15 protein-coding genes, 2 tRNA genes and 1 riboswitch are annotated in these 13,826 nt (G+C 67.0%); of the genes, 7 read left to right on the top strand and 10 right to left on the bottom strand.

What is annotated here, in order from left to right:
* Nucleotides 1–95: 95 nt before the first annotated feature.
* The 3 genes from ACLNGM_RS21370 (at nucleotide 96) to ACLNGM_RS21360 (ending at nucleotide 3,006) form a co-directional block, all read left to right on the top strand.
* The gene (locus tag ACLNGM_RS21370) at nucleotides 96–1,226 is read left to right on the top strand and encodes an L-dopachrome tautomerase-related protein (protein ID WP_416356487.1); all 1,131 of its coding nucleotides are present in this window, start codon (nucleotides 96–98) and stop codon (nucleotides 1,224–1,226) included.
* 82 nt (nucleotides 1,227–1,308) lie between these two features.
* A complete protein-coding gene (locus tag ACLNGM_RS21365; RefSeq protein WP_416356486.1) occupies nucleotides 1,309–2,184 on the top strand; it encodes an SDR family oxidoreductase in 876 nt (291 codons plus the stop codon).
* A gap of 372 nt (nucleotides 2,185–2,556) precedes the next feature.
* Entirely contained in the window at nucleotides 2,557–3,006 is a 450-nt protein-coding gene (locus ACLNGM_RS21360) for a DUF4126 domain-containing protein (protein WP_416356485.1), read from the top strand.
* 171 nt (nucleotides 3,007–3,177) lie between these two features.
* Here the strand turns inward: ACLNGM_RS21360 and ACLNGM_RS21355 are convergent.
* A tRNA-Thr gene (locus tag ACLNGM_RS21355) sits at nucleotides 3,178–3,252 on the bottom strand.
* A 163-nt stretch (nucleotides 3,253–3,415) separates the two neighbouring features.
* Here ACLNGM_RS21355 and ACLNGM_RS21350 point away from each other — a divergent pair.
* A tRNA-Phe gene (locus tag ACLNGM_RS21350) sits at nucleotides 3,416–3,491 on the top strand.
* Between the two features lie 64 nt (nucleotides 3,492–3,555).
* On the opposite strand, the gene tenA is transcribed toward ACLNGM_RS21350, so the two are convergent.
* The 7 genes from tenA to ACLNGM_RS21315 all read right to left on the bottom strand — a co-directional run bounded on the left by tenA (nucleotide 3,556) and on the right by ACLNGM_RS21315 (nucleotide 8,223).
* Entirely contained in the window at nucleotides 3,556–4,221 is a 666-nt protein-coding gene (gene tenA, locus ACLNGM_RS21345) for a thiaminase II (protein ID WP_416356484.1), read from the bottom strand.
* A gap of 2 nt (nucleotides 4,222–4,223) precedes the next feature.
* The gene (locus tag ACLNGM_RS21340; protein WP_416356483.1) at nucleotides 4,224–4,865 is read right to left on the bottom strand and encodes a TenA family protein; all 642 of its coding nucleotides are present in this window, start codon (nucleotides 4,863–4,865) and stop codon (nucleotides 4,224–4,226) included.
* Entirely contained in the window at nucleotides 4,862–5,683 is an 822-nt protein-coding gene (gene thiD, locus ACLNGM_RS21335) for a bifunctional hydroxymethylpyrimidine kinase/phosphomethylpyrimidine kinase (RefSeq protein WP_090961844.1), read from the bottom strand. Before thiD ends, ACLNGM_RS21340 begins: the two co-directional genes overlap by 4 nt.
* Nucleotides 5,680–6,627 (bottom strand): ABC transporter substrate-binding protein, encoded by a 948-nt coding sequence (locus tag ACLNGM_RS21330; protein ID WP_416358515.1) that lies wholly within the window; start codon nucleotides 6,625–6,627, stop codon nucleotides 5,680–5,682. Before ACLNGM_RS21330 ends, thiD begins: the two co-directional genes overlap by 4 nt.
* A 2-nt stretch (nucleotides 6,628–6,629) precedes the next feature.
* Nucleotides 6,630–7,421 (bottom strand): ABC transporter permease, encoded by a 792-nt coding sequence (locus tag ACLNGM_RS21325; RefSeq protein ID WP_416356482.1) that lies wholly within the window; start codon nucleotides 7,419–7,421, stop codon nucleotides 6,630–6,632.
* 138 nt (nucleotides 7,422–7,559) lie between these two features.
* Nucleotides 7,560–7,664, bottom strand: a riboswitch (TPP riboswitch).
* 102 nt (nucleotides 7,665–7,766) lie between these two features.
* On the bottom strand, nucleotides 7,767–8,018 hold the full coding sequence (locus tag ACLNGM_RS21320) for a DUF2171 domain-containing protein (RefSeq protein ID WP_090961837.1): 252 nt from the start codon (nucleotides 8,016–8,018) through the stop codon (nucleotides 7,767–7,769).
* 34 nt (nucleotides 8,019–8,052) lie between these two features.
* Nucleotides 8,053–8,223, bottom strand: coding sequence for a DUF2934 domain-containing protein (locus ACLNGM_RS21315; protein ID WP_090961835.1), 171 nt, complete (start codon nucleotides 8,221–8,223; stop codon nucleotides 8,053–8,055).
* A 374-nt stretch (nucleotides 8,224–8,597) separates the two neighbouring features.
* On the opposite strand from ACLNGM_RS21315, the gene ACLNGM_RS21310 reads away from it, so the two are divergent.
* Together ACLNGM_RS21310 and ACLNGM_RS21305 are read left to right on the top strand one after the other, a co-directional pair.
* Nucleotides 8,598–10,508, top strand: a complete 1,911-nt coding sequence (locus tag ACLNGM_RS21310; protein ID WP_090961834.1) for a potassium transporter Kup — start codon at nucleotides 8,598–8,600, stop codon at nucleotides 10,506–10,508.
* Between the two features lie 143 nt (nucleotides 10,509–10,651).
* Nucleotides 10,652–10,894: a hypothetical protein gene (locus ACLNGM_RS21305; protein ID WP_090961832.1), complete on the top strand. Its 243-nt coding sequence runs from the start codon at nucleotides 10,652–10,654 to the stop codon at nucleotides 10,892–10,894.
* 72 nt (nucleotides 10,895–10,966) lie between these two features.
* On the opposite strand, the gene ACLNGM_RS21300 is transcribed toward ACLNGM_RS21305, so the two are convergent.
* Nucleotides 10,967–12,028 (bottom strand): glycosyltransferase family 4 protein, encoded by a 1,062-nt coding sequence (locus tag ACLNGM_RS21300; protein ID WP_416356481.1) that lies wholly within the window; start codon nucleotides 12,026–12,028, stop codon nucleotides 10,967–10,969.
* A gap of 119 nt (nucleotides 12,029–12,147) precedes the next feature.
* Here ACLNGM_RS21300 and ACLNGM_RS21295 point away from each other — a divergent pair, with 119 nt between their 5' ends.
* Nucleotides 12,148–13,326, top strand: coding sequence for an NAD-dependent epimerase/dehydratase family protein (locus ACLNGM_RS21295; protein WP_090961829.1), 1,179 nt, complete (start codon nucleotides 12,148–12,150; stop codon nucleotides 13,324–13,326).
* A 16-nt stretch (nucleotides 13,327–13,342) separates the two neighbouring features.
* Here the strand turns inward: ACLNGM_RS21295 and ACLNGM_RS21290 are convergent, their stop codons facing one another.
* Nucleotides 13,343–13,672 (bottom strand): antibiotic biosynthesis monooxygenase family protein, encoded by a 330-nt coding sequence (locus ACLNGM_RS21290; RefSeq protein ID WP_416356480.1) that lies wholly within the window; start codon nucleotides 13,670–13,672, stop codon nucleotides 13,343–13,345.
* Between the last annotated feature and the right edge of the window lie 154 nt (nucleotides 13,673–13,826).

Here is a 13,826-nt window from a genome sequence, read left to right as displayed (position 1 = left end):
CCGCCGACAGCCTCTCGATCGGTCGGTTTCCGCGGGTCGCGCGTTCGGGGATCAAGATTCACGGCCGGCGATCCGGCCTCGACCCCGAGATTCCCATGCCAGCTTTCCTGTCGCGTCTTGCAGCTTCCGCGCTGTCCGCCTCCGTCCTGCTCCTTGTCCCGGCGATATCGCTTGCGCAGGACGCGAAAGCGCGAATCGAAAAGGTCGCCGACTTTCCCCACCAGGTGACCGGGGTCACCGTCGCGCAGGATGGGCGCATCTTCGTCAACTTCCCGCGCTGGACGGAGGACTCGCCGGTTTCCGTCGCCGAGGTCGGCAAGGACGGCTCGATCAGGCCCTATCCGAACGACGAGTGGAATGCCTGGCGCAACGCGCGCAAGGACGAGTTGTCCGCCGGGGACCACTTCGTCTGCGTCCAGAGCGTCGTCGCCGACGGGCGCGGCGCGATCTGGGCGCTGGATGCCGGTGCCCCGGCGCAGAGCCTCCTTGTGCCCGGCGCGCCCAAGCTCGTGCGCCTCGACCTCGCCTCCGATACCGCGACGAGGACCATCGCCTTCGACGAGAGCGTCGCCCCTCAGGGCTCCTATCTCAACGACGTCCGCTTCTCGTCCGACGGACGCCACGCCTTCATCACCGATAGCGGGGCAAAGGGCGCGCTCGTCGTGGTCGACCTCGAAAGCGGGAAGGCGGTGCGCGTCCTCGACGGCGATCCCTCGACACAGGTCAAGAAGGGCCTTGTCGTGGAAGCGGACGGCAGGCCGCTGCGTCGACCCGACGGGCGCGGCGTCGAGTTCTCGGCCGACGGCATCGCGCTGTCGAAAGATGGTCGGCACCTCTATTGGCAGGCCATCAAGGGCGACACGCTGTACCGGATCGAAACGGCGGCGCTGGTGGCGGCCTTGGATGGGACCGTGGATCTTGCGCAGAAGGTCGAGGCTTTCGGCCGGAACGGCGTTGCCGACGGCCTCCTGATCGGGCGCGACAGCGGCGACATGTATGTCACCGCCCCGCAGGACGATGCGGTCAAGATCCGCGATCTTTCGGCCGGAGCGTCTGGCGAGCCCCGCATCCTCGTGGAGGACGAGCGCCTGCGTTGGCCGGATACCTTGTCCGAGGGACCGGACGGTACGGTCTATGTCACGACCTCTCGGATCCAGGACAGCGCCTTCTTCAAGCCGGCCGCGCCGGCCGCGCTGCCGACGCAGCTCTGGCGCATCGTGCGCTGAGACGACGCATCACGTGCGTGTGCGGATCGATCCCGCGCAAGCCCCGTTCTTCTCCCGCAATCCGAACCGAGAGACTTCCCGCATGAACGATGATCCGCGCACCAGCCAGCCGACGAGCTTTCCCGGCGAAAAACCCCAGCCAAAGCCCGGCTTCGAGACCGAGATGCGCACCAAGCCGGATCACGGCGAGGAGACCTATATCGGTAAGGGGCTGCTCGAGGGGAAAGTCGCCCTGATCACCGGCGGGGACTCCGGTATCGGCAAGGCGGTCGCGATCGCCTATGCCCGCGAGGGAGCGAACGTTGCCGTGTCCTATCTTGCGGACGAGCAGGCCGATGCCGACGAGACTAGGTCTCTCGTCGAGAAGGCAGGCCGACGCTGCCTGCTGCTGCCGGGCGACATCCGCGATCGCGATCTCTGCGCGTCGCTTGTCGGACGGACCGTCGAAGAGTTTGGCGGCATCGACATCCTCGTCAACAACGCGGCGGCCCAGACCACCAACGAGGACCTTGCCGACATCGACGACGATGAGATGCAAGCGGCCTTCCAGGCCAATGTGTTCGCGATGATCCGCCTCGCCAAGGCGGCCGTTCCGCACATGCAGCCCGGCTCGTCCATCGTGAACACGACGAGCGTGCAGGCAAAGGTCGCGACCGAAAAGATGATCGTCTACGCGGCGACCAAAGGCGCGATCTCCAGCTTGACGATCGGGCTCTCCAACCTCCTCGCGCCACAGGGCATCCGCGTGAACGCGGTCGCACCCGGTCCGGTCTGGACGCCCATCCAGCCGATCGCCAAGGATGCGGAGACGCTGGAGACGCTCGGCCAGAACACGCCGCTCGGTCGCGCCGGGCAGCCCGGGGAACTGGCTGCCGCCTATGTCCTCCTCGCCTCGCGCGAAGGCAGCTACATGTCCGGTGCGGTGATCCCGATCACCGGCGGGATGCCGATGTACTGACACGACGTAACGATGCATCACGGGGGAGCTTCGGTCGCTCCGCCGTGATGCTCCTGCGATCGAAGAGCGCCACGAGGCTCGATCGCATCGCCAAGGGAGACGGCAGGGCGCAAGCGTCTCTACGGTCATCGGATCGAACGGGCCTTTGCGTGCCGCATCGGCAAGCGATTTGCGTCATCGAATCGCAGCGGATGGCGCGTCGGCCGACCCGCATTCCCGATAGATTCGGGCGTAGGGGACGCAATAGGGGCAGAAACCCGGCGGGGAGGGCACGACAAGCCCATTGCCCATCTCGAAAATCCGCAATCACCGGAACCCAACCGCAGGCTGGAGGAGTTGGAGAAAGACCTGCTTACCGCTTTCGAGGTCCCTATGCTCGCCCCTCTTCTCATCGGCCTCGTGGCCGGACAGCGCGCCATGACGCCCCTTGCCGTTCTCGCCGCGGCGGCGCGACGCGGGGCTCTTCCGACGTCGGTTCCCGGCGTCCGGCTTCTCTCCGTACCGCTGGTCGCGACCGGCGCGATGGCGCTGGCCGGCGGTGAGATGGCGGGCGACAAGATGCGGACCGCACCGGACCGCACCGTCGCCGCCGGCCTCCTCGCCCGCAGCATGACGGCAGCATTTGCCGGCGCAGTCCTTGCAGAACCCGGCCGCCGCGCGGAAGGTGCCGCGATCGCCGTCGCCGCTGCGGTCGGCAGCTCGTTCCTCGGCCTCGCGATTCGAAAGCGAGCCATGGCCCGCTTCGGTCAGACGCGCACGGGGCTTGTCGAAGACGCCGCCGTCGCCGCGCTCGCGCGGGCGATCGTCTCCCGCAAGACGTGAAGATCATCGCGGACGATCCAATCCCGGACGTTTCGGCTCGTCCATTGCAGCGGAAACGTCGCGCAGAAAGCGGACGTAGGTCACCATCATCGATCCGTGCCGGAGACGGCTCGTCGCTTCAGAGGCTTCGAAGGAGTGGTGTCGCCCGACCCGGCCGTCGGCCCAGGAAAATGGTGCTGCGAGAGAGGATTGAACTCTCGACCTCTCCATTACCAATGGAGTGCTCTACCACTGAGCTACCGCAGCAAGCCGACGGCGGCTCTATTGCCATAGGCTGGCGGGGAGCGCAAGGCGTGTCGTGTGACGGTTTTTTCGACGGGGGCTTTGAGGGGGGTGGACAGGCGGATAGGGCCTGACTATAAGGCGCGGACCGAACGGAACGACCCGCCTGGGCCGGCTCCCGAACGGCGCCCAAGTAGCTCAGTTGGTAGAGCATGCGACTGAAAATCGCAGTGTCGGTGGTTCGATTCCGCCCTTGGGCACCACTTCCCTCGGTCTCTAAATCTCGATCAGCGTCCTACGGCACGTTTCACATCGCCTGACCTTCGCTCAGGCGTGGGACGCGGGTTCGTTGAGGCCCATCTGCCAGAAGTCGCTCTCCAGCCGGCAGGCGGTGGCAAAAATCTTTTCGAGTTCGCCCGCGCGTTTTTGTGTGAGATGTCGCTGTGCGAGCCGGTCCAGATGCGAGCGCGCGCGCATCGCGACGCCCTGGTAGGCGTCGCCCGCGTATTCCATGATCCAGTCTCGATAGGGGTGCGGGGCGCCACACGAGGGCGTGAGGCGACGGGCGATCACCGCATAGCCGATGACGCATGGGGCCAGCGCGACATGAAGGTCGAGGAGGTCGCCGCCCTGGCCGCAGTCGAGGACGTAGCGCGTGTAGGCAAGCGTCGCAGGGTGCTCCTCCGCCGCCTCGAGCGCCGCCGGGCTCAGCCCCCATTCGGCGCAAAGCCTGACATGCAGCGACAGCTCGACGTCGAGGATCGCACCGAGCGCCTTGTGTGCGGCGCGCATGTCGTCGAGCGTCCGGCTCTTGTAAACGGCCAGCGCGTTGGCGCGGGCGAACTGGATCAGGAAGAGGTAGTCCTGCTCGAGATAGCGGCGGAACGCCGGCGCGGGCAGGCTGCCGTCGCCCATCCGCCGGACGAACTCGTGGTCGATGTAACCGGTCCAGTGCGAGCCGGCAGTCGCGGTCAGGTGGTCGAAGAGATCCATCGTCAACCCTCGTAGGCGGCATCGAAGAAGGCGCGTTCAAGCCGGACGGCGCGGGTGAAAAACCCGCCGACGCGCACGGCTTGCGACGGGCCGACGCGATCGAGCTCGGCACGCAGGAACGAGACGAACTCGCCGAACTCGGCATTGTCGTGCAGCGTGATCCACTCGGCATGCAGGAAATGCGGCGGCCGGGGATAAGGACAGCGTCGGGCCCATTCGAGATACAGCCATTCGGCGACCGTCAGGACCGCGATGGCGCACGGATAGGAGCCGGCCTGCGCCGCCTCGCGCATCAGGGCGCGGAAGCCGCGGGTCGCAGCCTTGTCCGGATCGCCGATCCGCCGTTCGACGTCGATCCCGAGCGCCTCGAAGGCGCGCAGGAAATAGGTGTTCTCCTCGCCCGCGATCGTCCCGGCAAAGCGGGCGAGCCGCAGGCGGGCGTCGAACGTGTCGGCGGAGGCGATAGCCGCGCCGAGAAGCCCCAGGAAGTCGTCGAGGAAGCGATGGTCCTGAACGAGGTAGGACGCCATCACGCCCGGCGCGACCGAACCGTCGCCGAGTTCGCGCACGAAGCGATGCGCGACGCCGGCGCTCCAGTCGGGTTCGCTGGCCTCGCGCAGCGCATCGGAGAAGCGGGGGTTCAAGGAGCGTCTCCAAGCATCGAAGCAGGCCACCAGCGATGGAAATGGTGGACGGGACCGCGGCCGGAGCCCACGCCGAGCGTCATGCCGGCTTCGAGGGCGTCGGTGAGGTAGGCCTTGGCCCGGACGGTCGCGTCCCGAAGTTCCGATCCTCGCGCCAGTTCGGCGGTGATGGCAGCCGCGAGCGTGCAGCCCGTGCCGTGATCGTGGCGCGTTGCGACGCGCGGCGCCGACAGGCGCTCGACGCGTTCCGGTCGGACGAGAAGATCGACGCTGTCCGAGCCCGTTCCGTGCCCGCCCTTCACGAGAACGGCGCGTGCGCCGAAGTCGAGGATCGCGCGGCCCTGCTGTTCCATCTCGGCTTCGCCCGAAGCCATCGGCCGATCGATCAGAAGCGCAGCTTCGTGAAGATTGGGCGTCGCGACGTCGGCGAGCGGCAGGAGTTCGGAGCGCAGCGCCTCGATCGCCTCCTCTCGCATGAGGCGATCCCCGGAGGTTGCGACCATCACGGGATCGACGACGGCGCACCGTCCATGCGCGCGCAGGCGCTCGGCAATCGCGCGGATCGTCTCGGTGCGCGACACCATGCCGATCTTGATCGCACCGACGGCAAGGTCCGACAGGACCGCGTCGATCTGCGCTGCGACGATGCCGGGCGACAGGTCCTCGATCGCGGTCACGCCGCGCGTATTCTGAGCGGTGACGGCGGTGACGACGCTGGCGCCAAAAACGCCGAGCGCCGAAAAGGTCTTGAGGTCGGCCTGGATGCCGGCCCCGCCGCCCGAGTCGGAGCCTGCGATCGTGAGCGCGATCACGGTCACGGGGTCAGCTCCACGGCATAGTCGGCCAGCGGAGGCGCGGCATCGAGAAGGCCCTTGTCTTTCATGAACGTGGCAAAGCGCGCGTAGCGGCCGGCGTCGAGCGCGAAGGGGCGCTTGGCGAAGCGCGGGAGGGTGTCGGCGAAGGCGCGCCGGTTCAACTCGTCGTCGAGATCGGGATAAGCCTTGAGGAACAGAGCGAGCGCCTCGTCCGGATGATTGGTCGCAAAGATCGCCGCCTCTTCCACGGCGGCCAGGAACCGCGGCAGGCGCGGATCGCCGAGCTTGTCACGGCTGGTGACGAGGATCAGTTCGTCATAGGCGGGGACGCCGTTCTCCTCGGGAAAGAATGCCCGGCCCTCGTGGCCCTCGAGGCGGATCTGCGTGAGTTCGAAGTTCCGGTAGGCGCCGATCGTGGCATCGACGTTTCCCGACAGAAGTGAGGGCGTCAGCGCGAAATTCACGTTCACGAGTTCGACGTCGGAGAGCGAGAGGCCGGCGGAGCCGAGCATCGCCGAGAGCACGGCTTCCTCGATGCCGGCGACGGAATAGCCGATCTTGCGACCCTTGAGGTCGACGAGCGTCTTCACCGGTCCGTCGGCACGCACCATCACGGTGTTGAGCGGGGTCTCGACCAGCGTGCCGAAGCGCACCAGTGGCAGGCCGGCCTTCACGTCGAGCATCAGGTTGGGCTGGTAGTGGACGGCGACGTCGGCCTCGCCGGCAGCAAGGAGCCGCGGAGGCGCGGACGGATCGGCCGGCGGGACGAGGTCGACGTCGAGCCCGCGCGCTGCGAAGAACCCCTTCTCGCGCGCGACGACGAGCGGCACATGATCCGGGTTGACGAACCATTCGAGGAGGACGGTCAGCTTGTCGGCTGCAAGCGCAGGGGCCGGGCCGAGCGCTGCGAGCGCGAAACCGATGGCGGCAAGAAGCGGGCGAAGGATCATCAGGTCGAGGTCCTCGAGAGGGGCGGTCGTTTCAGGAAGGGCGGGGGCTGGTCTTCGAACGCCCACGGCGAGAGGCGGGGCGCGATCTGGTCGACGAGGGCGCGCAGCGACAGCGTCAGGGCTGCGAGGATCGCCAAGGCTGCGAACAGGAGGTCGGTCTGCATCCGCGCGTTCGCCTGGATCATCAGGAAGCCGAGTCCGCCCGACGCGCCCACCCATTCGCCGATCACCGCCCCGAGCGGGGCGAGGGGGGCTGCGACGCGCAGACCGCTGACGAGGGCGGGCATGGCAAGGGGAATGCGCACGTGCCGCAGCGCCTGGAAATGGCTCGCCTCGGTCATCGCCGTCGCATCGAGAAGCTCGGGGTCGGTGCGCCGAAGGCCGTCGGCAAAGGCCGAGGCGACGGGAAAGAAGATGATGAGGGCCGCCATAACCACCTTCGAGGCCAGGCCGAAGCCGAACCAGAGAACGAGAAGCGGGGCGAGGGCGAAGACCGGCATCGCCTGAAGGATCAGGACCTGCGGCCAGAGGATGGCCCCGAAACGCGGGAAGGCGACGGCGGTGAGCCCGGTGACCGCGCCGGTGGCGACACCGAGGATCAGCCCGAGCGCCACTTCCGTGAAGGTGACGAGCGATTCACGCGCCAGCCGGCCTGACTGCGCGACGAGCGTGCGACCGACTTCCCAGGGCGCCGGCAGCATGTAGCGCGGCGGCTCGAGAAGAAGCACGATCGCCTGCCAGGCGAGAAGCCCGGCGATGAGCCCCATTACGACGGTGCGAAACGCGCGCATGCGAGAGCGTCAGGCGCGCGGTCGCAGGCTCTTCGATGGGGATCGATGACGGTCTGGAACGTGGAAACGGCGCATGCGATCTCCCCGGCCGGGCTGCGGCCACAAGAGATCCGGATTTCGAGCGGAGACAACGAAGGCGGTGACGCCCATTCCCGTTCCTACGCCGGTATGACCCGGATCAGGTTCAAGGGTTCGGCCGGCCGGCCATCTCAGCACCTGTGTGGTGCACCCCTCGGAATGTCGAAATGATTGCGCAGCCGGGCTGCGGAGTCAACGAGGCCGGAAGACCCGGCACTCGTCTGATGGCGGCCGGCGACGCCGCCTGCCGCACGGACTGGCGGTCGGTCAGGCCGGCGAGCCGTCCTCCTCTTCCTCCATCGAGACGGCGACGTCGGCATTGGCCGATAGGCGCACCGTCTGGCCCTCGACCTCGGCGACGAGGCCGATCGGCACGTAGTGATGGTGGCCCTTGTGATCGCCTTCGCCGCTGTCTCGGCGCGTCAGCTTGATCCGGTGCTCCTCGACGCGGTCGACCGTGCCGACATGCACGCCGTCGGCGCCGATCACGTCCATATGTTCTGCGATGTCCTGCCGCATGGTGCTTCTCCCGTCCTGGCGAAGTTTTACGTCGTCAGCGCGCGACGAAGCGGTTCTCGTGCGTGCCGTCGTCCTTGCGCTGGTCGCCCTCGACTTCGCGGGCGGCGGCGGCCCAGAAATCATGCTCGTGCCCAGCCGGGCGGCCGGCCTTTTCCCAGAGGAAATAGGCCAGGTTCCGGATTTCCTGATCCCTGTCCGACGTCATCGCGGTCTCCTCGCACGCGTTCCGGTCCTCCGTTTGCGTGAACCGGCGCCTTCTGCCCGCCGGCCGACCGGAGTTCGACCTTTTGTTCCGGGTACATATGACGGCCCGTCCCGCCGGGAAGGCGTCGGCACAGGTGCGGCGAGGGCAAATTTTGGCTGGACATCGCCGGTTTGGCGATGCGTCGACCGGCGTCATTTGCCGGACCGTGTTTCCATGCTATGGCCGCTGCCGCACGTGCCGCGCGCTTTCCGGCGGGCGGGCGACGATCATTCCCCGTGGTACCGCTCCGTCCGGGCGCGCCGCAAGACAGAGGCGAAGGCGTCGAGCCTCTTGACCCCACCGTTCCGATCCATCCCGGAGGCCTCGTTCGAGGAATGACCAGCGGTCAGGCGGCCCCAGCGGCCGAGACGCAGATCCAGACGCGCGAGAACCCGCACGCCAAGAGCCTTGGACCTCTGATCCTTGGAAGTATCGGCGTCGTCTATGGCGATATCGGGACCAGCCCGCTCTACGCCATGAAGGAATCGCTCCTTCATGTCGGCGGCGTGCCGTCGGCAAGCGAGATCATCGGCATCGTGTCGCTGCTGGTCTGGTCGCTAATCTTCGTCGTCACGGTGAAATACGTGATGCTGATCCTGCGGGCCGACAACCAGGGCGAGGGCGGTCCGCTGTCCCTCATGGCGCTTGCGCAAAAGGCGCTCGCCAAGCCCAACAAGGTGATCCTCGGCCTTGGCATCGTCGGTGCCGCGCTGTTCTACGGCGACGCGATCCTGACGCCGGCCGTCTCGGTTCTGTCGGCGGTGGAAGGTCTGAAAGTCACCGCGCCGGGGCTCGATCCCTACATCGTCCCCATCGCGCTGGTGATCATCATCGGCCTCTATGCGGTGCAGTCCTTTGGTACATCGCAGGTGGCGCGGTTCTTCGGCCCGATCATGGCGATCTGGTTCGTCACCTTGGCCCTGATCGGCATCTCGCATATCGGCGACGCCCCGCAGATCCTGCATGCCCTGAACCCGATCAATGGGTTCTGGTTCATGACCAGCCATGGCATCATCGGCTTTACCGTGCTCGGCTCGGTGTTCCTGGCGGTAACGGGTGCCGAGGCGCTCTATGCGGACATGGGCCATTTCGGCAAGAGGCCGATCCAGATCGCCTGGCTCGGCTTCGTCGGCCCGGCGCTGCTTCTCAACTATCTCGGGCAGGGCGCCTACGCGCTGCACGACCCGGCGGTGCTGCCGAACCTCTTCTTCCTGTCGGCGCCCGAATGGGCGCGCCTTCCGCTCGTGATCCTCGCCACGATGGCGACGATCATCGCGGGCCAGGCGGTGATCACCGGTGCCTTCTCGCTGACCCAGCAGGCGATCCAGCTCGGCCTCCTGCCGCGGCTGCAGATCGAGTACACGTCCGAGACCGAGCAGGGACAGATCTACCTGCCGACCGTCAACTGGCTGATGCTGATCGGCGTCGTGCTGCTCGTCCTCTTCTTCCAGGATTCGTCCTCCCTGGCCGCCGCCTACGGCATCGCCGTGACCGGCACGATGGTGGTGACGAGCCTTCTGGCGGTCGTCGTCTTCGCCTATGGCTGGAAGTGGGGCCTTGGCCTTGCGATTGCGGTGGTCACGCCGTTCCTGATGATCGACATGGCCTATCTCGCCGCCAACCTCCTGAAGCTGGCCGACGGCGGCTACCTGCCGCTCGTGATCGGCGGCTGCATCGTCGTGCTGATGGCCGTGTGGGTGCGGGGCGTTCGCCTTCTCAACTCGAAGGCGGCGCAGCAGAACCTGTCGCTCGAGACCTTCATCAAGGCGATGGAGACCTCGTCGGTCTCGCGCGTGCCGGGTACGGCCCTCTACCTCACCTCGACGCCGGAGACGGTGCCCTCCGCGCTCCTGCACAATCTCAAGCACAACCGCGTGCTGCACGAGCGCAACGTCATCGTCACCATCCGCACGGTGAACACGCCCTATGTGCCGCTCGCCGAGCGCATCGACTACCGCGAGCTGGCGCCGGGCTTTGCCCGGATCGAGCTGCACTACGGCTTCCTGGAGGAGCCGAACCTCGTGCAGGCGCTCATCCAACTGCGCGAGAAGGGCATCAAGTTCGACGTGATGTCGACGACGTTCTTCGTCGGACGCCGGCGCATCCGCTCGGCGGTCCGATCCGACATGCCGCGCTGGCAGAGCCAGCTCTTCATCAAGATGGCGCGGCACTCCTACGACATGATCGACTACTACAAGATCCCCGCCAACCGCGTGGTGGAACTGGGCACCTACGTCACCCTGTAAAGGCCCGTCGCCCTCGCAAACCGGCGTTCGCGCTCTAGTTCTTCCCTCAGGCGGTCGCTCCGGCCGCCATGCCGGGTTTTCCGCGCGCGGGGGCTTTGTCCCGTGCCGCCGGATCAAGGTCCCGGCCGGGAAGGACATGCATCATGGATATGCCAGTCAGGAGCGAGACGCCGCGCTCGAGCGAGCTCGGCGACATCGCCAATCGCGCCGAAAAGGGATCGGCGATGCGCATGATCAGCGCCGAGGCCAAGGCGACTAACGACAAGACCACCCGCCTGCGCGCGCTGCGCCTGGCGCGCGAGGCCGAGGAAGCCGTGGCGGCGGCGGCGATCGTCGCGGCCAAGCCGGTGAAGCGGACCCGCAAGGCCGCCGCCAAGGCGGTCTGACCAACCGCAGATCGTTCCGGTGGGTCGAATGCGACCCGCCGGACTTCACAGAGACGCAAACGCGCTTGCGTTTCAGGCCGCTTCGGCCAGTTGCCCCGACGAGGACCAGAGTACCTGCGGGATCGGCACGAGGTTCGCCTCGAACTCGCGCGAACAGCGCTCCCATGAAAACCCTTCCGCAAACCGTCGGCACCCGTCCCGGTCGATCGACAGGGCGCCGAGCGCGGCCGCGCGCAGGTCCTCCGACAGGACGGCATGCGGCGTGCCGCCGACGATGTCGCGCGGGCCGGGAACGGGAAGCGCGGCGACCGGCGTGCCGCAGGCGAGCGATTCCAGCACCACGAGCCCGAAGGTCTCGAAGCGCGAGGGAAACACGAAGACGTCGGCCGCCGAGAGATGACGTGCGAGATCCGCGCCGTGGCGGTAGCCGAGGAAATGCGCGTCCGGGTGGTCGGTTGCCAGCCGCGCCTTGGCCGGGCCATCGCCGACGACGACCTTGGATCCCGGCAGGTCGAGACCGAGGAAGGCCGGCAGGTTCTTCTCGTCCGAGACGCGGCCGAGATACAAGAAGATCGGGCGCGGCAGGTTCAGGAAGTCCACGTTGAAGCCGGCCTCGCCGCGGCAGGGATGGAAGAGTTCGGTGTCGACCGCCCGTCCCCAGCGCGAGATGTTGCGAAAGCCGCGCGCCGACAGCTCCTGCTCCAGCGTGTCGGTCTGCACCATCATGCCAGCCCCGCCGTTGTGGAACCAGCGCTGCGCGGCATAGGCCGCGGCCGAGCCGAAGCCGAACTTGCGGTCGAAGTAGTCGCCGAAGCGCGTGTGGAAGGAGGTCGTGAACGGGATGTTGCGCGTCCGGCAGAAGCGGCGCATCGACAGGCCGATCGTGCCCTCCACCGGAATGTGGATCGAGTCGGGCCGGAAGGCCTCGATGCGGCTGGCGATCGTGCGCCCCGGGGCGACCGCGAGGCGCACCTCCGGGTAGCCCGGCGCCGGGATCGAGTGCGGACAGTCGTCCGGTCCGAAAAGCTGGACCTCATGGCCGAACCGCCGGAGCCAGCCGGCCGTGGTTTCCAGAACCCGGACGACGCCGTTCACCTGCGGCGCGGCCGCGTCCGATCCGATCAGGATGCGCATGTTTCACAGTCCCCCGATGCCGGGAAACGGAAGGTCCGTTTCCGAATGCTTTTTGCAATGATAGAGCTTGCGCTGACCGAGTGCGCCGGGGCGCGCCACGAGACGAAAGTGATGTCCGCATGAAGGTGATTGTTCTGGGTGGCGACGGGTTCTGCGGATGGGCCACCTCCCTCCACCTGTCGGCCGAAGGGCACCATGTCACGATCGTCGACAACCTGGTTCGCCGCCGGACCGACGAGGAACTCGGCGTCTCCAGCCTGACGCCGATACGCTCCATCGAGGAGCGTCTGCAGGCCTGGCGCGAGACGCGCAACACGCCGATCGACTTCGTCGAACTCGACGTCGCCAAGGACTACGACCGGCTGGAAGCGCTGTTCCGCCAAGTCGCCCCGGACGCCATCGTGCATTTCGCCGAGCAGCGCGCCGCGCCCTATTCGATGAAATCGCCGTGGCACAAACGCTACACGGTCGACAACAACGTCAACGCGACATCGTCGGTCCTGTGCGCCATGGTGGAGGCGTGCCCGGACGCGCATCTCGTCCATCTCGGGACGATGGGCGTCTACGGCTACGGCAAGACCAAGGGGATGACGATCCCGGAAGGCTATATCGACGCGACCCTGCGCTCGGCGGGCGCGGAGGCGACCGTGGAGATCCTGTACCCGGTGGATCCCGGTTCGATCTACCATATGACGAAGACCCTCGATCAGCTCCTCTTCCTGTACTACGCCAAGAATGACGGTTTGAAGATCACCGATCTGCATCAGGGCATCGTCTGGGGCACCTCGACGCCTGAGACCGACCTCGACGAGCGCCTCGTCAACCGCTTCGACTACGACGGCGACTACGGCACGGTGCTGAACCGCTTCCTGGCGCAGGCCGCGATCGGCCATCCGCTGACCGTCCACGGCACGGGCGGCCAGACCCGTGCCTTCATCCACATCCGCGACACGGTGCGCTGCATCGCGCTTGCCATCCAGTCGGCGCCCAAGCGCGGCGACCGCGTCAAGATCATGAACCAGATGACCGAGACGCACCGGGTGGGGGATCTCGCCCAGATGGTATCGCGGATGACCGGCGTGCCGGTCGAGCATCTCGACAATCCCCGCAAGGAGATGGCCGAGAACGATCTCGTGGTCGCCAACGATTCGCTGATCAATCTCGGTCTCGAGCCGACCCGCCTGTCGGACGGGCTGATGGAGGAGGTCGTCGAGATCGCGGGGCGTCACAAGGACCGGTGCGACACGAGCCGCATCGTCTGCTCCTCGCTCTGGGTGCGACCGATCGCGGCCGAGTAGCGGGCGGAGCGCGCCGTCAGCTGCGGCGGCCGTCCGCGTCCACGGTCTGGATCACCTCGAAACCCTCGAATTCGGGATGGCCGAGATAGAGCGGGCGCGTGCCGCCCGCGCCGCGATGGGCGGCGCGGAAGGCCTCCGATCGCGTCCACCCCTCGAATGCCTCGCGGCTCGCCCAGATCGTGTGCGAGGCGTAGAGACGGTGATCGTCGCGCTCTGGCCCCTTCAGCATGTGGAACTCGCGAAAGCCCGGCACCGTGTGGAGATGCGTCTCGCGGTTGGCCCACAGTTCCTCGAATTCCTGCGCGGCGTCGGGCAGGACCTTGAAGCGGTTCATGGCAATGAACATCGGCGGACTTTCGATCACGTGGGTCGTATGGGCGGGAGTTGGAGCCTCGATCTCGCCTTTCCAGCCCTCTCGTGTCGACCGGGGCTCGCGAAAGCGTGACGGCGCGGCGCGGCTGCATGCGACGCAAAGCCGGTCCGCTCGCCACTTCGCAAAC

The sequence above is a fragment of the Aureimonas phyllosphaerae genome, from assembly GCF_047943035.1.
Classification (GTDB): Bacteria; Pseudomonadota; Alphaproteobacteria; order Rhizobiales; family Rhizobiaceae; genus Aureimonas; species Aureimonas phyllosphaerae.
This window is presented reverse-complemented; position numbering and strand designations above follow the sequence as displayed.